Origin of the sequence: Tropicibacter sp. Alg240-R139 (assembly GCF_900537075.1) — a bacterium.
Taxonomy (GTDB): Bacteria; Pseudomonadota; Alphaproteobacteria; order Rhodobacterales; family Rhodobacteraceae; genus Falsiruegeria.
Genome location: NZ_UNRA01000003.1, coordinates 159,791 through 177,061 on the forward strand (window position 1 = coordinate 159,791; position 17,271 = coordinate 177,061).

The 17,271-nt window shown below is 52.8% G+C and carries 12 protein-coding genes, 1 tRNA gene and 3 pseudogenes; 10 read left to right on the plus strand and 6 right to left on the minus strand.

All coding sequences use genetic code 11. The features are described 5' to 3' along the window. Window positions 1-876: 876 nt before the first annotated feature. Window positions 877-951: transfer RNA gene (locus G6R15_RS13770), tRNA-Asn, on the minus strand. A 691-nt stretch (window positions 952-1,642) separates the two neighbouring features. Between G6R15_RS13770 and G6R15_RS13775 the strand changes: the two genes are divergently transcribed. From G6R15_RS13775 to G6R15_RS13785, 3 genes and pseudogenes are all read left to right on the plus strand, one after another. Continuing rightward, on the plus strand, window positions 1,643-1,876 hold the full coding sequence (locus tag G6R15_RS13775) for a hypothetical protein (protein ID WP_164660544.1): 234 nt from the start codon (window positions 1,643-1,645) through the stop codon (window positions 1,874-1,876). Between the two features lie 144 nt (window positions 1,877-2,020). Beyond that, window positions 2,021-2,296, plus strand: a complete 276-nt coding sequence (locus G6R15_RS13780; protein WP_164660545.1) for a phage protein Gp36 family protein — start codon at window positions 2,021-2,023, stop codon at window positions 2,294-2,296. Window positions 2,297-2,384: 88 nt separating this feature from the next. Beyond that, window positions 2,385-3,408 (plus strand): annotated as a pseudogene (locus G6R15_RS13785) (IS5 family transposase). A gap of 357 nt (window positions 3,409-3,765) precedes the next feature. Here G6R15_RS13785 and G6R15_RS13790 read toward each other — a convergent pair. Next, window positions 3,766-4,430: pseudogene (locus tag G6R15_RS13790) on the minus strand (helix-turn-helix domain-containing protein); the annotation flags it as partial. A 570-nt stretch (window positions 4,431-5,000) separates the two neighbouring features. On the opposite strand from G6R15_RS13790, the gene G6R15_RS13795 reads away from it, so the two are divergent. Then, window positions 5,001-5,927: an aminotransferase class IV gene (locus G6R15_RS13795; protein WP_164660546.1), complete on the plus strand. Its 927-nt coding sequence runs from the start codon at window positions 5,001-5,003 to the stop codon at window positions 5,925-5,927. Window positions 5,928-5,931: 4 nt separating this feature from the next. Here the strand turns inward: G6R15_RS13795 and argE are convergent, their stop codons facing one another. Genes argE through G6R15_RS13810 form a run of 3 tightly spaced genes read right to left on the minus strand, consistent with a single transcriptional unit; the run spans window position 5,932 to window position 9,667 of the window. Then, entirely contained in the window at window positions 5,932-7,089 is a 1,158-nt protein-coding gene (gene argE / locus G6R15_RS13800) for an acetylornithine deacetylase (protein WP_164660547.1), read from the minus strand. A 3-nt stretch (window positions 7,090-7,092) separates the two neighbouring features. Further along, window positions 7,093-8,277, minus strand: a complete 1,185-nt coding sequence (locus G6R15_RS13805; protein WP_164660548.1) for a M24 family metallopeptidase — start codon at window positions 8,275-8,277, stop codon at window positions 7,093-7,095. A 16-nt stretch (window positions 8,278-8,293) separates the two neighbouring features. Next, window positions 8,294-9,667: an aspartate aminotransferase family protein gene (locus tag G6R15_RS13810; RefSeq protein WP_164660549.1), complete on the minus strand. Its 1,374-nt coding sequence runs from the start codon at window positions 9,665-9,667 to the stop codon at window positions 8,294-8,296. Between the two features lie 540 nt (window positions 9,668-10,207). On the opposite strand from G6R15_RS13810, the gene G6R15_RS13815 reads away from it, so the two are divergent. The 5 genes and pseudogenes from G6R15_RS13815 (at window position 10,208) to G6R15_RS13840 (ending at window position 13,833) form a co-directional block, all read left to right on the plus strand. After that, on the plus strand, window positions 10,208-10,678 hold the full coding sequence (locus tag G6R15_RS13815; protein WP_255456169.1) for a 7-cyano-7-deazaguanine synthase: 471 nt from the start codon (window positions 10,208-10,210) through the stop codon (window positions 10,676-10,678). Between the two features lie 28 nt (window positions 10,679-10,706). Further along, window positions 10,707-11,307 (plus strand): annotated as a pseudogene (locus tag G6R15_RS13820) (IS5 family transposase); the annotation flags it as partial. Between the two features lie 179 nt (window positions 11,308-11,486). After that, window positions 11,487-11,792 carry a zinc ribbon domain-containing protein gene (locus tag G6R15_RS23120; protein WP_164660551.1) on the plus strand — a complete coding sequence of 102 codons (306 nt, stop codon included), beginning with the start codon at window positions 11,487-11,489 and terminating at the stop codon, window positions 11,790-11,792. Window positions 11,793-11,871: 79 nt separating this feature from the next. Further along, complete coding sequence (locus G6R15_RS13830; RefSeq protein WP_164660552.1) at window positions 11,872-12,558, plus strand: hypothetical protein; 687 nt, start codon at window positions 11,872-11,874, stop codon at window positions 12,556-12,558. A gap of 960 nt (window positions 12,559-13,518) precedes the next feature. Further along, window positions 13,519-13,833 (plus strand): hypothetical protein, encoded by a 315-nt coding sequence (locus G6R15_RS13840; protein WP_164660312.1) that lies wholly within the window; start codon window positions 13,519-13,521, stop codon window positions 13,831-13,833. Window positions 13,834-14,320: 487 nt separating this feature from the next. Here G6R15_RS13840 and G6R15_RS13845 read toward each other — a convergent pair whose 3' ends face one another. Further along, window positions 14,321-15,055 carry a Crp/Fnr family transcriptional regulator gene (locus tag G6R15_RS13845; RefSeq protein WP_164660554.1) on the minus strand — a complete coding sequence of 245 codons (735 nt, stop codon included), beginning with the start codon at window positions 15,053-15,055 and terminating at the stop codon, window positions 14,321-14,323. Window positions 15,056-15,177: 122 nt separating this feature from the next. On the opposite strand from G6R15_RS13845, the gene G6R15_RS13850 reads away from it, so the two are divergent. After that, on the plus strand, window positions 15,178-17,103 hold the full coding sequence (locus G6R15_RS13850; RefSeq protein ID WP_164660555.1) for a DUF3604 domain-containing protein: 1,926 nt from the start codon (window positions 15,178-15,180) through the stop codon (window positions 17,101-17,103). The last annotated feature ends 168 nt before the right edge of the window (window positions 17,104-17,271 follow it).

Consider the following 17,271-nt stretch of genomic DNA (forward strand, 5'->3'; position numbering starts at 1 on the left):
AGACCATGGATCAGTACATTTCTTTCACCAAGCACACAATCTCATAACCTCCGTGGCTGCTTCATACATACCACTCACCCTTAACATCGACCGACGCATGTCGCGGCGCCCCACAACCGCTTTGCAGTTGGATCTGGCCCGCACCGCCAGATCAGATGATCATCAAGTAATGGCGCGCATTGCGGCTCCGAAATCACCACTTTCGTTTATCATATCGACTTCGGATAACATCGACACAGGGACCGGGATTTCCGCAGCCGACGTTGCTGCCGGGACCGGAAAATTACGTCTTCACTTCTGACTTCTGGAATCTTCCCAGACTTGCGCCTTTGCACAATCGATGGCACAAAGTTTTGCACAAACTGGTGTCTGGCAGTTTCGGTGCTGGATTTTATCGTTTGAAATCAACGCTGTGCAAAATGGCTCCGGGCCCTACCGCCGGAGCCAAAATCTCTCTTAGATAACAAGAGAGTAACAAGCCGCCCCTAGGGGCGGTTTTTTGTTTTCTGCAACACCTCTGCAACATGGCGATTTGTACTGATTTAATACGGGATATCGTCGTCAGAAGTTTCGAGGCTACACTCGAAGTCGCCATTACCATCCAAAGTTTCACGCTCTGCACCGCGAATGAACCACCATGCACCGCGCCTTTGGTTCAGCGACCTAGGTATAGCACACAATTTCCAAAGAACATGTAGACCTCGAATGATTACATCCCCGGCTTTGTTCTGTCAGTATATGGGCGTCAATTCAACTTCCACGAAAAAGAATGTTTCGAAGGATTTTGATGTCGAATAGTTGATGAATAGCTACCTGAAAACGACAAAGATCACCCTGAAGAGCGACCTTTATGTCATTGATCTCATTTAGAGATTTTGGCTCCGGCGGTAGGGATCGAACCTACGACCAATTGATTAACAGTCAACTGCTCTACCGCTGAGCTACGCCGGAACGGTGCACGCCGTATAGCAACCGCATTTGGAGACGTCCAGAGCCGATTTTGAGAATTTTCACAGGACGGAAGTGCAACAGGGTAGGCAACACACTGTCACTTCAGACCCGCTTCTCCTGACCTGCTCATATTCGTTTGTGAAACGACATCCTCGCGGACACAAGATGTACAAAACCAATCGGGAAAGATCACCCTCAGATCTTTCAACCAAAAAGACACAGCTCGCGTCTTCACATCTCTTAACTCACTAGATTGCTACTGGATTTTCAATTGATGCCTGAAATTTGACTGTCGCACTGATGTCGTCTCTGGCACCACAAATTTAGGCGACCCACCAGGCGGTGAACACATACCGGGTCGCGGTTTGATCTAAGTGCGCGACCGATCCCGGACCATACCGCCCGCGGTGCCGGTTAAGTCCCTGTTGACGCAAGTCGACCGGGGTCTTGGTCAGAGAACAAACAAAAAGGCACGCGGTGGCTTAGGTTTGGCTGTTGGACGTAACCTCGGCCCAACTTTAAACTCCAGTCGCACGACAATCAGTGTAGTGAGACACTTATTATTGCAGTAACTGGAAGAGCCCCGAAGAAGGCGGAAGAATACGGAAAGAACCCACGAAATAGGGGGGGGTTCAGGGCCGATTGATCCCAAATTGGACGATTGTTCGAATGTCTTTCAAAGAGGCTTAGAATGGGCGTTTTAGGCGTACCAGGCGAATTTGGAACACACATATCTGCAAACTACGTCAGCGCTTCTGAGGGCCAATGGAATAAGGCGGATGGTCGTCGGCGTGGCGGCCGCCGCTGGGAAGGCGGCGAGAACAAGATCTCAGCCGAGGATCTCAAAGAGCTTGGCGAGAAGAATGTTCAGGCCATCGACGATGATAAGATGTTCACCATCGTGCCCCCCCGTTCGGGCCTCTGAATTCCAAGCGAAAGCCCTGGGCTGATCCGGCAAAGGTGACAGAACCCTGACCGGGGACCTAAGCGAGTAGATCAGAGCGACGGAGCTGATGACAGGCCGTGACAGCCGGGAGAGACCGGCACCCCACCAAACCGGAGCAAGATTATGACCTATGCCACCGTCGATGATCTGAAGAACGTCATCCCGGCGCGCGACCTCGCGGTCCTGACCGATCGGGACGGCCCCGCCGATACCATCAACGACGCAGCCCTGACAGAAGCGCTTGATGATGACGCCGCAACGATCGACAGTTACATCTCAAAGCAGCTCAGCTCTGAAGACCTGCCCCTGAGCGATGCAAGCCGCAGGGTGTTCGATGCGTGGCATCAGTGTGTGGGACAAGACGGAAGGAGTTCGGCCAATTCGCGGCGCATTCCGTAACCAGGCCGAGTTTATCGTCTGGGGGGCTTTGTTGCACAAATGTGCTGAAGGGATTCATTGTATGAATCCAGCGTGATAGCCGAGGGGGATGAGCAATTGGGCCCCTACAAAGTATAAGACCAAGAATTGGTCATCTTACAATGGCAGCTTGAAGCGGCGCGGATCGCTGTCGATCTGGTTTGATCCGGAGATGGTTTGGACACCGTCGCCAAGCGGCAAACGAGGTCGGCAACAGCAATTCAGCGACGCCGCCATTCAGACTTGTCTGACGTTGAAGGTCCTGTTTGGCATGCCGCTTCGGCAGACAACTGGGTTCGTCCAGAGCTTGCTGCTGTTGGTCGGTCTGGACTGGACCGTGCCGGACCTCAGCACCCTATGTTGCCGCCAGAGAACACTGAATGTGGACCTGTCATATCGAGGTTCCAAGGGTCCATTGGACCTCCTTATCGACAGCACAGGCATCAAAGCCGAAGGTGAAGGTGAGTGGAATGCCCGCAAGCACGGTGGCTCCAAACGCCGCATCTGGCGCAAGATACATATAGGAGTTGATGAAGAAACGCTGGAGGTTCGGGCAGTCGAAGTCACCGGCAGTAACATCGGGGATGCGCCCATGCTGCCAGAACTTCTGAACCAAATCCCGCCCGATCAGGACATCGGAAGCGTCAAAGCCGATGGGGCATATGACACGCGTAAATGCCACGAGGCGATTGCCGCCAGAGGTGCCCATGCGCTCGCCATTGTGCTCGAACCAATGGCGCACAAGGCTCGCTCCCGCCACGCAAGAATGCCAAGCCCTGGAAACCGACGAGTGACGGAGCGATTGCCCGTAACCATGCGGTCAATGCGCAACGATATCTGGGCCGCACCGTGTGGCGACGTTGGAGCGGATACCACCGCCGAAGTCGTGTCGAAACGAAACCTCTCGGGATCATGCCGCGCATAACCCTGCCGGTCAGCGGATGCATTGTATGAAACTGCTCGGCCAATCTGTGATSGCAAGGGACTTCGAAAGGCAGGTCGCGGAAATCCAAATCCGCATCGCCGTGCTGAACCGTTACACTGCTCTTGGCATACCTATCACTGAGCCCGTAGGCAAAATCCGTCTGGGGTGAGGGGAAGCACGACCATTAGACGGTTTGTGCAACAAAGCTAGTCCTGAGCCTAAATCACCAAGTCGGCTCGTGAGGCAGACCACTAAAGTCACTAAGCCGAGCTGGCGGTACCAGGGGAACGCAAGAGGCAGGTACGACATTACAACGAGAAGGGTGGAATCCGTACCTTCGCTGCAAATAAGAACTTCGGTCGCGTTTCATCAAAGCGGACATTCCAATCATGCCAACTAGCTTCTGTATCCCAACCAACCCAAAAGTTTGGTCATAGGGCCTTTCTTGAAGCCAGAGGCCTGACCTGATTGTGACTCATTCTGCACGCTTGCAAGGTTGGATTGCTGATTTTCAGCATAGAACCATTGCTTTGATGACTGATCTCTTTGCTTGTGATGCAAGCGACGTGCCTCGGGTGTTTTTCGTTTGGCCGTCTAAGATCGTGCTGAGGTAGAACCAGCCCCAGCCAAGCACTTTGAAATAGGTGAAGTCTGTCTGCCACAGCTGGTTGATGGCCGTGGTTTTGTCTCTGAACTCGCTGGCGGCCTCGATGACAATGAACGCGGGGCTGGTGATCAGGTCGTGCGCCTTCAGCACGCGGTAGACTGAAGCCTCTGATACAAAGTAACTTTCCTTGTCAGTGAACGTCACTGCCAATTCCCGTGGCGACAGTTCCGTCTCCTTTAGCGCCAGATTGACTACCTTGCGCCGCACCTCATTAGGAATGCGGTTCCAGACGTGCCTGGGTTTGGGTGATTGGTCCTGCAGGCCTGCCTCGCCACGCTGCAGATACCTATCATACCAACGGTAGAATGTCGTGCGCGGGATGCCCAGCTTGGCCAGCGTCTGACGCGCTGACAGATGACTTCCCTCGACCAACCTGATGATCTCCAACTTCTCAGATGCAGGATACCTCATTCTTGGTCGCCCCCATCGCCTGTCATGCTTTTTTTGAGCAGGCGGAGCTCGAGTGTTTGTTCCGCCACCACTTCTTTCAGATCACGGGCCTCGCGTCGTAGGTCCTTCACCTCAAGGGAGTCCACATCTTCGATTTGACAGCCCGTAACAGACTGATAAATAATGTTTAATATCAAAAATGTCGCACCTCTTCTGGGTACCATTTCACATTTTGATGTGATTTTCTCAGAAACCTCCAAAGTTGCAGATGCTTGCCGAGTACGATAACCGTTTGGACCGCTGTCTGTCAGCGAATGCCAATTTTAAGATGGTACTACGCACTTTGAGTACTTCATTTTTGCAGGTATCCCAATGATTTGCTAGATATGCTCGGCTTTGTTGCCCAAACCTGATGACAGGCAGGTTCCCGTTACCTTGGGCGGATTTATTCCACAGACCCGGTGACGGGTGTGCCAAGTGCAGCGCGGCGATTGGGAAAGGCTATACGAACCTGAAGCGCGCCAAACTTGTGCATAAGCTCAACGGGGGTAACCAGACGCAAATGGTTCCGATCGCAACAGATACTGAGTTTGCGGCCGAATGACCGACGTGGCCAAATCTAGGCTTTCTATCAATTGCGAAATCCGAAAGAATTGCCGGGCGAGACGATCGCCGATGAACATCTATGCAATTGATGGACCCAGATGACTGACACTCACACCACGCATGACGCGTTGGAAGATCCGCGCAATGCGGACATAAAAATCTATGTGAACGGGGATCTGCTTCACCGCGATGACGCCAAGGTATCCGTTTATGACTCTGGCTTTATGCTGGGTGACGGCATGTGGGAAGGGCTGCGGCTCTATAGTGGTCAGTGGGCTTTTTTCGAAGAGCACATGGATCGCTTCTTTAATTCTTGCAAATCAGTCAGTCTGGATGTTGGCATGGATGAGGCAGGTATCTTAGACGCCCTGAACTCAACGGCCCAAGCCAACGGGATGACCTCGGACGTGCATTGTCGGATGATGCTGACCCGTGGCGTCAAGGTGAAGCCGTTTCAACATCCGTCGCTGTCCCAATCGGGCCCGACACTGGTCATCATCCTGGAACATTCCAAGCCGGTGAACAGCCTGCAAAGCGCAGGCATTCGCCTGGCCACAGTGCCGCAAGTGCGCGGCCTGCCGATGAGTCAGGATGCCAAATACAACAGCCATTCCAAACTGAACTGTGTCATTGCCTGCCTTCAGGCCGAGCAGGCCGGTGCCGACGAGGGGTTGATGCTGGATCCGCATGGATTTGTGAACACCACCAACGCCTGCAATTTTTTCATTGTGCGTCGCGGTGAGGTTTGGACCTCGACCGGGGATTATTGCATGAACGGGGTAACCCGGCAAAAGGTCATCGACCTGTGTCGGGCCGATGGCATCCCGGTCTTTGAAAAGAACTACTCGCTATACGAGGCCTACGGCGCAGACGAGGCATTCTTGACCGGTACGTTTGGCGCGCAGACGCCGGTCGCTTCAATTGATGGAAAACCTATCGGAACCATGGAGCGCCCGATCATGACGCGTATTCAGGCTCTCTACAAACAGGCAATTGCGGAATATGTCGCGTCAAAGTCAGCGTAGTCGTCTAATTTTGCGCATGCCGGGTGCTTAGCATTTCCAGCAACCTTAAGCTGGCCTTCAATTGATCCAACGAGACAAACTCGTCCGCTTTGTGTGCCTGCTCGATAGAGCCGGGGCCACACACCACCACATCCATACCCATGGATTGAAACAATCCAGCCTCGGTGCCAAAAGGCACAAGGTCAGCGCCGTTCGCTCCGCTCAGTTCTATCAGCAAATCGCGTGCTGCGTTGGTATCCTCTGGGATCAGGCCTGCGACCTCGCCCACTACTTCGGTTTCGATGCTCGCCTCGGGACAAACCTTACGCATGGCGGGCAACAGTTCGTCTTCACAAAAGACCCGAAGGGCGTCTTTTACAAATCTGACGTCGCTGTCTTGTACCGGGCGCATTTCCCAATCGACCTGCGCCTTAGGTGCGATAACGTTGTGTACGCTTCCACCGTTGATGGCACCGACGTTTACCGTGGTCCACTGCGGATCAAAGCGGCTTGATGCAGGCGCCATAGTTGTCAACTTAGCCTTCAATTCCAAAAGGCGGGACACGTAGCGGGCAGCGTATTCTACGGCATTTACCCCCAGATCCGGCGCGGACCCGTGCCCCTCAAGCCCTTGAAAGCGTGTGCTGTATTCATGGCATCCTTTGTGACCTTCGATGATGCGCATCGACGTTGGCTCGCCAATGATTGCAAGTTTCGGGTTAAGATTGCGCTGTTTTAATACCTCGACCAGATGGCGCGCACCAATGCAGCCGGCTTCCTCGTCATAGGTAAAGGCAAAGTGCACCGGCGTATCGTTGATCCGCTCGGCAAAGGTGGGGGCCATCGCTATGGTGGCGGCGATAAAGCCCTTCATATCGCACGTGCCCCGACCGTAAAGCCGTCCGTCGCGTTCGTCCATAACGAAGGGATCAGTGGCCCAATTCTGATCAGTGACCGGTACCACATCGCTGTGGCCGGACAGGACAATGCCACCGTCGACCTCTGGTCCCAAAGTGGCAAAGAGGTTGGCCTTTTTGCCACTGTCATCAACCATGATCTCGACCGTTGCACCGCAGTCTTCAAGACGTGAGGCCAGGTAAGCGATCATGTCCAGGTTGCTGTCAGCAGAGATGGTGGGGAACCCAATCAGGTCAGACAGGATGTGTTTTGTGTCTTCAAGCATGCATCACCCTTTGACGATGAGCTTGCGCTCAATGTTGCAGAGTGGTTCAGCCGCGCCAGTTTCGCGTATCAGAATGGTTTCCGTGGTTTCCAGTCCCCAACTGTCCATCCACAGGGCGGGCATGAAGTGGAAAACCATGCCAGGCTGCAGCACGGTCTGATCCTCTGTTCGGATCGAGGCGGTGCGTTCGCCCCAATCGGGCGGATAACTTAGGCCGATAGGATAACCCATGCGGCCTGATCGCTCGATGCCGTGTTTGGCCAGAACGGTCATAAATGCGTCGGCAATGTCACAAGTGCGGTTGCCCGCACGTGCGGCCTCAAGACCCGCTGCGATTCCTTCCAACTGCGCTTCTTCTGCTCGCAGCACGTCACCTGACGGCGTTCCAAGGAAAACGGTTCGGCACAGCGGCGCGTGGTATCGACGATAGCAGCCGGACAGCTCAAAGAAGGTCGCTTCGCCCTTGCGCATTTGGGAACCATCCCACGTGAGGTGCGCGGCAGTGGCATCCAAACCCGAAGGTGTCAGGGGTACAATGGCAGGATAATCTCCCCAGTCATCATCGACACCTTCAATGCCTGCTTTCATGATATCGGCCACCACATCGTTTTTACGCACGCCGGGCGCGGCGCGGTCGATGGCGGTATTCATGACTTTTTCTGAAATGCGCGCAGCTTTGCGAATAAACACCAATTCGTCGCCGGATTTGATCAGGCGTTGCCAGTTCACCAGCGCGGTCGCGTCGATCATTTCTGCGTCTGGCAATTCCTCGGAAAGTACGGCATGGGCTTTGGCCGAGTAATAGTAGTTCTCCATCTCCACCCCGATGCGCGCGGCCGTAAAGCCGCGCGCTTTGAGGTGTTTTGCCAAGTCCTGCATCGGGTGCACGACGGTGGATTGCACAAAATGATCGCCGTAGCCGAGGATACTTGCGTGATCCATCCAGCAGGTGCGACGACCCCCCATCATGTCCATGTTGCGACCCCACCAGATGGGCTCACCTTCCATGGTCACAATCACACCTTGGTGGACGTAAAACGACCAACCATCATACCCGGTCAACCAGGCTTGGTTGGACGGGTCTGTCACAAACAGTACATCCAGACCTGCCTGTGCCATGGCGGTTCGGGTTTTGGTCAGGCGACGTTCATATTCAGCACGGCTGAAAGGGGCTTTGGACTTGGTCATCTCGTGCTCCTTTGGGTTACGGCAAAACGGTTGCGACAGCCCTTACTGTAGCAGCCACCACATGATCGACTTCATCGCGGGTCATGCAGAACGGCGGGGCAAAGCCCAGAATGTCACCTTGCGGCATAGCGCGAGCGATCACATTATCCTGCTCCAGCAGCTTGGCTGCGATTTGCGGACCAATTTTGTCGCTGGCCTCAAAGAAGGTTCGGCTGTCTTTGTCTGCCACAAACTCAACAGCGCACAACATGCCTTCGCCACGGATGTCACCTACATTGGGGTGTGCGACGAGCGCTTCTGTCATGGTTTTGTTGAAGTATGCGCCAACGGAGCCTGCGTTTTCCACCAGTTTCAGGTCGTCAATCAGTTTGAGGTTGGCGACACCGGCGGCGGCACCGATCGGGTGTGCAGAGTAGGTCCAGCCGTGGCCGATAGGACCGTTTTCATCTGTACCGCGTTCCAGAACAGACCACATTTTGTCAGACACAATGGAACCTGACAGCGGCGCGTAGGCCGAGGTCAGACCTTTGGCGATGGTGATCAGATCCGGTTTCAACTCGTAGTGATCCGAACCGAACATAGAACCCAACCGGCCAAACCCAGTGACCACTTCGTCGGCCACCAACAGAATGTCATGCTTGTCCAAAACCGCCTGAATGGCAGGCCAATAGTCTGTAGGAGGAGGCACGATGCCCCCAGTGCCAAGAACCGGTTCACCAATAAAGGCGGCGATGCTATCCGCACCCTCGCGTTCGATGGTCTCTTCTAACGCGGCCACACAATGAGCGACAAACTGTTCTTCGCTCTGGCTCTGGTCTTTGCGACGGAAGAAATATGGCGCTTCTGTGTGCACCACTTGCGTTAGTGGCAGATCAAATTTCTTGTGAAAGAGCTCCAGACCTGTAAGAGAGCCCGTCATCAGACCGGACCCGTGGTAGCCACGCCAGCGGGAAATGATCTTCTTTTTCTCTGGGCGACCGAGGATGTTGTTGTAGTACCAGATCAGCTTGATGTTGGTTTCATTGGCGTCAGACCCCGACAAACCAAAGTAGACTTTGGACATATTGTCAGGTGCACGGTCCAGAACCATTTTGGCCAACGTGATTGATGCTTCTGTGCCGTGACCCACATAGGAATGGTAATAAGCCAACTCTTTGGCTTGATCGGCAATGGCTTCAGCGATGTCGGACCGGCCATAGCCGACATTCACACAGTAGAGGCCGGCAAAAGCATCCAGCAAACGGTTGCCGTCACGATCTTCAATGTGGCAGCCCGTGCCGCCAGTCACCACGCGATGCGGCAGGTTGCCCCGTGTAAATTCAGCAAGATGTGTGGAGGGATGAAAGAAGTTATCCCGATCCCATTGTTCAAGTTGGTCGTTGTGCAGCATGGTAAAACCCTCGTGCTTGTGGCGGCGCGCCGCCTAATATTCACATGAATGGAGCCGTGCGCACGCGTGAGACCGAAAAGATCTCTGATGAGCAGAGTGGCTCCGCTCACCCAGGCAGCAGCGCGCAATGCCTTTATTGCCGGGGTTCGTATTACATTTTTGAGCATTTCAGCCCGCAACAATCAATGAAAAAGAGGATCAAGGTTTGCGTTTAGATTCAGGACGCATCGCCTCACCAAAACCTGTCGCCATAGGGATCATCTGCGTGTGCCAACGCGAGTAACTGGAACGATCTTGTTGAATTACGTTCGAACACGAGTACCTGATTTTGCCCAAACTAACCCGCTTTTCAGTATCCGTGTGCGGTAATGTACTTTAGGTGTTCAGTCCCGGCATCTGCTGGGAATATGCTCTGTTTCGGTTTCAGGGCTGTTCAGCGAACTGGATGTCGTTATCCACTGCCCGGCAGGGCCTTGCGCAGCAATGTCCCGACAGGGCGCAGGATCGTATGGATGCGATAAGGGACCGCTGGGCTCTCCTATGAAAGTGCTACTTCTTACTGGAGGGATGGCCTTAATCGCAGTCGCGTATTGGAAGCGACCTGAAATCGCGATCACAATAAACTACGGTCAAAAAGCAGCAGAAGCAGAATCCACTGACGCCGCGCAAGTTGTGAAAGAGCTGAGCCTCAAGCACGAGATTCTAAAGATCGATTGTACCAACATTGGTTCCGGCGATATGGCAGGCAATGACCCATTGGAAAGCGCACCTGTCCGAGAATGGTGGCCTTTTCGGAACCAACTACTCGTCACATTTGCAGCCGCACGGGGTATGTCCTTCGGCGCGACGGAAGTCATGACCGACTCTGTTCCATTAGATAAAAGTCATGCTGATGGTCGTCCCGAATTCTATCGTGCATTGGACCTGCTTGTCGCTTTACAAGAGGGTGGAATCAAAGTTTCGGCACCTGCCCTAGGCTCAGGACCCATTGATTTCCATCTGTTGGCGTGATTCACGGTTTGGAAAACGAGCGGTGAACATGCCTGATCTAATTTGGTTATCCGATGCGCAGATGGAGCGTCTTGAGCCCTACTTTCCCAAATCCCATGGCAAGCTTCGCGTTCACTGCCCGGCAGGGCATCACGCAGTGATGTCCCGAGAGGGATTACAGACGTGTTCTAAGCGGGATTATCTATTTTAATCGCAACGGTTTACGGTAGCGTGATGCGCCCAAGGAATATGCTCCGCACAAGACGCTATATAACCGTTGGAAGCGTTGGAGCGAAAAAGGCACCTTCGCACAGATGATGATTGGTTTGGCCGCTGAGCATTGCGAACAGACGACGGTCATGATCGACGCCACCTACCTCAAAGCCCATCGAACGGCGTCCAGTCTGGGCGTCAAAAAGGGGGGGCGTGGTCGCCTGAGTGGCCGCACCAAGGGCGGGATGAACACGAAATTGCACGCGATCTGCGACAGTTACGGCCGTCCGCTAAATCTGTTCGTGACCGCCGGTCAGGTCAGCGACTACATCGGCGCAAGGGCGCTGCTGAGCGGTTTGTCAGATGTCGAATGGTTGCTCGGTGATCGAGGTTATGATGCTGATTGGTTCAGAGAAGCGTTGAACGACAAAGGGATAACGGATTTGATGGAAAGGTCTGTCTACACCGGGCACGTGGAATTTGCAGACTGGGGCATTCCGCTACGCAAGGGCTATAACGAGCCGATAATCAGCCTTGAGACCTTTCAGAGGGTGCAGGAACGGCGAAGCTGCCTAAACGCTCAGACATCAACAAGGACTTTGTCTTGCGAGGTGCCGTGTGTTGTGCGGATTGCTCCGCGCCGTATCGTTCTGCATGGTCACAAGGAAAGCGGAAGAAATACGCTTACTATGTGTGCCAGACCAAATCTTGTGAAAGCTATGGCAAGTCCATTCCTCGCGATAAGCTGGAGGGTGTGTTTGAGGCTTTCCTACGTCGCCTGAGCCCCACTGAAAGCCAGTTCAAGGTGGTGCGCGCCATGTTCAAGGATGCTTGGGACCAACGCGCGACACAGGGCGCACACGTGCGAAGTGACCTACAAAAGCAACTAAGAGATTCGGAGAAGCAATCGGATATTCGTTAAGCCAAAGGGTAGTGTTGGCTGTAGAACGATTTTTGATCCTGGTCTGGAACAACGCGCCCGCCAGATAATCATTCGTAATTTGATATCGGCCCAAATCGATGAACGGCCATGGGATCAGAAACTTTTCAATGGCGGCACAAGGGCCGCGATAGAGCAAATCAAAGCAAACCATGAGGAGGGCTACAAATATACTTGTCAGCTTGACGTCGTAGAATGCTATTCGAGCTTCAATGTGGAGAAAGTAGCAGCTCTGCTTTTTCTGCCTGAAGAGGTGGCAGACAACGTCCTCTCAGGGCGAAACTATGCCATCGAACTGTCCCCTACTATTCTAGGGGAAGATGCTTCCGTTCAACCCACGGGCATTCGAAATATCGAGGATGCCAAGGAGAAGGCCCGGCGCGGCCTGAGCACAGGGAGCAAGGTTTCACCCTTGGTTGCCGATGTTATGCTTACGCAAGTTCACATCGCCTTGATGGACTGTGGAGACATCAAGGTAGCGAGCTTCGCCGATAACTTCATTGTGCAGGCAGCGGAGAGAGCAATGCTCCGAAATCTTGTTCGTAGCCTATGCGACGCACTTCACACGCACCCCGCCGGGCCGCTACGGACGCACAAGGTCGAAAAAATGCAGATGCCATTCGATTCATTTGAAGTTCTGGGTTATCGTCTTGAGCCCGACGGAATTCGACTCTCAGTATCATTGTTGGATCAGAATGCAGAAGCGGCTCGTGTTTTGCGAGCGCTAAGCTATCGAGCGCTTCGCTAAGCAGACACTGAAGACGAAATAGTCGCAATAGTAATCGAGACAAACAGAAAACACCGTGCACTGATGAACGCATTTTCAGCCTGACCAGGTCGAAATCGCTTCCATGTTCGCAAGATGACGAAGATCAGGAATTTCGCAAAGAAACTCCTGGAGAAGCTGTAGAACTAAAGCCTACGATGTGCGCACGGCGGGATAGGTGTCCTTCAAACCTGCGCGTTTGGCGAATGGAACGGCATTGTATCAATAAGAGATTGAACCGTTGAGTGCTCGCGGACATGGAATTCGCTCCTTAAACAATAATTTCGGGCTGCTGAAACTGTAAACGAACTGGTTGATTGATTACCCTTTCGATATGGGACATCAGCGCCGAAACCGATTTAATGACAAGAAGAAATCGACACCTCAACGAGCTCGACGCTTTGAAGAGGTTTGACGGTATTTCCTCAGTTCACGTGGCAAAAACAGGCCCTGGAAAAACAGAAATGAGAGGAGAAGTTTAGGGACCCTAACGGAAGCGAGCGCGTGAATGAGATTGTTTTATTACACTGGGCCAGAATTTATTGAAGAGAATCTACAGAATAAGCGAGTGAATCTTTCAAGATTCGGCGTCGGAGGGAAGCTGAATGATCCCTTTGAGCTTTCGTCGTACAATTTACAGGACAAGGCATTCAGAGCAGCACATAAGGCTGTAACCAACAAATTCGCTGATAAACGTGCATTCCTATGTCTCAGTGAAACTGGGCATTCTCCATTGATGTGGGCGCACTACGCTAAAAGCCATCAAGGTGCCTGCCTTGAGTTAGAAACCCAGTATGAACCGCTCTTCAAAACCGAGTATGAGGAGGAGCGCCTGTTCCCAGGCATAACGCTAGATAACCACAAGCAGTACTTAAACAGCGACAACATAAAAATGATCATGGGGACAAAGGCAAAGGGTTGGTCCTACGAAAAGAGTGGCGAATGCAGATACCGCTCAACAGCGATGCGATTTCTAAGGATTCTTCTGGACGCTACTTTTTGCCATTTCAAAATATTGAGGGCCTAAAGTTCAACCTTAAGAAAGTTCATGTCGGATATCGCTGCAGGATCGGGATCAATATCTTGCAATCAATATTAAAAGGATACGGCCACAAGGTAGAAGTCATTCAAACAAGACCGGCATTTGGAGAATTCAGTGTTGTAGAGCAGAAAGCGAGAAAATTTTGGAACTGGGAGGCAACCCCAGAAGATCAGACCTGTCCAGCGGAGCAAGCGCTATATGGCGGAGATGAGTGAGTTTGGAAACCAAGAAGCCACTTCGCAATGCGGTTCAGTCCACAGGACGTTTTTACGCTGTGTCGGCATGGTCCGGCCAGAGACCCCTGATCACATGCGGACAGAATGCAATCCACAGTATGTGCAGGACTGGTGGCGTGGCTGACGCTTATTGAAGAAACGGAAAGGCCTGCTTGCAGCCCAAAGCGGTCCTTGTCTGCTGACACCTCGGGCGCAAAACCGGACCTCCGCTACTGGCGCTGGGTGAGATTGCTTCAACGGAGAGAGCCGACTTTCAAATGGCGGCAGATCGGGTGTTCGTTCTGCGCCGCAGAAGGCAGTCGCGAACCCGAAGGAGGCATGGCAAAATTCAGATTTGGCAACTCCTTCATGTTGCCCCCAACATATCCAAAACGGAACTCTGCGCAGGTGACAGCAATGCCGAGGCGTTTATTCGATACACCTTTTCCAGTGAGTTTGTCATAATACACCTCGTCCTATGACAGGTTTAGTCGAGGGTATTGTCCAGAAATGCCTTAAGCCCTTCGCAATCTTTCACAAAGAACTTTCCGTATTCTGTCGTCACAATGTCTTCGGATTTTAGTTGTCGAAAGGCACGCTGGACCGTTGGAACAGATACGCCCATAGACGAGGCCAAATCATGCTGTGACAAGATAAATGGGTAGCGCGGATCAATACGACCGGAATTCAGCATCCACAACAAACGCCGCGCAACCAATTCGACACCGTCGAATGTAACCAGATCTGTCACAACTTCCTGAAGGTGTCTACGCAAGGCGTTATCATGAGAGATGATCCGGTGATACCTGTCCGGCTCTGCATCAAGAAATGCCATGAACTCTGAACCAGGAATGCTCAGCATCAGTGTCGGTCTATGCGCAACTGCCTCACCCACGGCCTTTTCCTGGGCTATCACGTCCGCGAAACTGTACCATTTGTCAGAACCGGTAGCGGGATACACCAGCTCTTCATTGTGTTGTGACAACAGACACATGTCTATCTGCCCGCCGATCAATCCGTGCACATGTGTTGGAACCTTGCCGCGGTAGTACAGTACGTCCCCGGGTTGCAGAAGGTTTACCGCGCCTAAGTTCAAAAGTGCGTCTTGAAATGTCTTAGGGCACGACGACAACCAGCCGGAACGACACATCATTTTCTTTTGTTTTGGTGTCAGCTTTCGCACGCAGGCCGAGGTAGCATCAGTTCCTTGAGTTTCATTCATATCTTAAAATAGCAGAATTATTTGATAAATGCATGAGATATGATCTGAGGATCATTTCTTTCAGATGGGATTGTGCCAAGCTTTGCGCTGGATCAACAGGTCTACAACTTGGAGGTTATGGGATGAAATACACGAAGTTTCTGGACCGGACATCGCTCGTTACGTTTTGTCTGAGCACTGCGTTGATGTCGTCTTTGGCGTTAGATGCTACGGCTTTCGAAGGCGTAGTTTCAACCGAGACTGTCGAAACTGAACCAAATTACTCTCCATTTGTCGGCCGATCTTATCCAGATCAGGTGCTGTTCGGCGACCTGCATTTTCACACTGAAATCTCTTTTGACGCGGGTCTGATTGGCACGTCGCTCAATATTCATGACGCATTTCGCGTCGCCCGTGGCGAAAGAATAACCTCGAACACGGGGCAGCCGGTACAGCTCATTCGTCCGCTGGACTTCCTTGCCATAACGGAACATGCAGAGATGCTCGGGCTGGCAACCGCAATTCGCACGTCGCATCCAAACCTGTTAGCAGATGATTGGGGTCGCCGCATCCACGACGGATTTACCGAAGGGCAGGAATCCAGGATGGCCGCCTTTGCAGAAATCATTGAAATGGCGACGGTACAGGGCATCGATCCGACCGGAGGGTTGGGTCTCGACGGGGACATCTGGCTCGATATTGTGGAAACTGTGGATCTGTACAACGATCCCGGCGCTTTTACCGCGTTGAGCGGGTTTGAATGGACCTTTACCCCCAAAGGCGACAACCTGCACCGGGTTATCATCTTCGGGGATGGCGCGGACAAAACCAGTCAGACCAGACCTTTATCCTTCTTCGAAGCCCCGGACCCCGAAATGCTGTGGGATTATCTTGCAGACTATGAAGCGACTATCGGCGGAAATGCCATTGCTGTTCCTCACAACGGGAATATGTCGAACGGCTTGATGTTCAACAAGAACAAGTTCGATGGGTCGCCAATGGATGCCGAATATGCAGCCAAGCGCATTCGTTGGGAGCCAATGCATGAAGTAACCCAGATCAAAGGGGACGAGGAAACCCATCCGATGTTGTCGCCGGATGACGAGTTTGCTGGCTTTGAGCGCTGGGATGTGTCCAACCTTGGGGGGACATCCGCAAAGACACCCGAGATGTTGAAATACGAATACACGCGTTCCGCGATGAAGGTCGGGCTGGAGATTGAGCGCGATATCGGCGTAAACCCCTACAAGTTTGGACTTTATGGCACGACGGACGCGCATACGGCGCTTCCGACAACGCGTGAGGATAACTATTTTGGGAAGTATCAGCACACGGAACCATCCGCGAACCGGCACAACAGGGATGTGATCCCAGCAGAAAATCCCGCGCTTCGCATTTTGACTGCACAGGAATCCGCGTCAGGTCTGACAGCCGTCTGGGCACGGGAAAACACGCGCAAGGAAGTGTACGGCGCAATTACACGCAAAGAAGCTTATGCAACAACCGGTAGCCGGATAAGGGTTCGCGTTTTCGGCGGTTGGGAGTTCGAAGAGGCTGATTTGCGCGCACCTGACTTTGTTTCCAACGGATACCAAAACGGTGTACCGATGGGCAGCGATCTGATTGATGCGCCCGAAGGAACCACGCCCCGTTTCCTGATCCATGCTCTGCGCGATCCGGATGGAGCCAACCTGGACCGCGTTCAGATCATCAAAGGATGGATCGACGACACCGGTGAAACCTTTGAGCGTATCTATGATGTGGCTATTTCCGACGGACGCGAGATTGGCGAAGATGGCCGTGCGCGACAGATCGTCGGATCGACTGTCGATATCGAAAACGCGACTTTTACCAATTCGATTGGCGCAGCCGGGCTGGAAGCCTATTGGCAGGATCCAGAGTTTGATCCGACCCAAAATGCATTCTATTATGTGCGTGTCATAGAAATTCCTAAACCACGTTGGACGACATACGATGCAGCTTTCTATGACATCGCGTTGCCAGACAGCGTGCCACCGCAAATACAGGATCGGGCATATACTTCGCCAATATGGTACACTCCGGGGTGAGTGGGTTTCATTGTGTGACTGTTCAGTTTCTTCCTGTTGTTGTTGCCGCCGGGCTTGTCCTGATCGCACGGTCATACGGCAATTCGTAGGTTGATCCCCAAGGCCATCTGCTTGGGCCTCCAATTGAAGGCATGAACTCTTCTTTCAGGTTTGATGTATTGAAGTGAA

What these genes read in the sequence shown, in the direction of transcription:
- G6R15_RS13810 (WP_164660549.1), bottom strand. Translation starts at nt 9,667, where the DNA reads ATGCTGCACAACGACCAACTTGAACAATGGGATCGGGATAACTTCTTT.
- G6R15_RS13805 (WP_164660548.1), bottom strand. Translation starts at nt 8,277, where the DNA reads ATGACCAAGTCCAAAGCCCCTTTCAGCCGTGCTGAATATGAACGTCGC.
- argE (WP_164660547.1), bottom strand. Translation starts at nt 7,089, where the DNA reads ATGCTTGAAGACACAAAACACATCCTGTCTGACCTGATTGGGTTCCCC.
- G6R15_RS13850 (WP_164660555.1), top strand. Translation starts at nt 15,178, where the DNA reads ATGAAATACACGAAGTTTCTGGACCGGACATCGCTCGTTACGTTTTGT.
- G6R15_RS13780 (WP_164660545.1), top strand. Translation starts at nt 2,021, where the DNA reads ATGACCTATGCCACCGTCGATGATCTGAAGAACGTCATCCCGGCGCGC.
- G6R15_RS13845 (WP_164660554.1), bottom strand. Translation starts at nt 15,055, where the DNA reads ATGAATGAAACTCAAGGAACTGATGCTACCTCGGCCTGCGTGCGAAAG.
- G6R15_RS13795 (WP_164660546.1), top strand. Translation starts at nt 5,001, where the DNA reads ATGACTGACACTCACACCACGCATGACGCGTTGGAAGATCCGCGCAAT.
- G6R15_RS13815 (WP_255456169.1), top strand. Translation starts at nt 10,208, where the DNA reads ATGAAAGTGCTACTTCTTACTGGAGGGATGGCCTTAATCGCAGTCGCG.
- G6R15_RS13775 (WP_164660544.1), top strand. Translation starts at nt 1,643, where the DNA reads ATGGGCGTTTTAGGCGTACCAGGCGAATTTGGAACACACATATCTGCA.
- G6R15_RS13840 (WP_164660312.1), top strand. Translation starts at nt 13,519, where the DNA reads ATGCAGATACCGCTCAACAGCGATGCGATTTCTAAGGATTCTTCTGGA.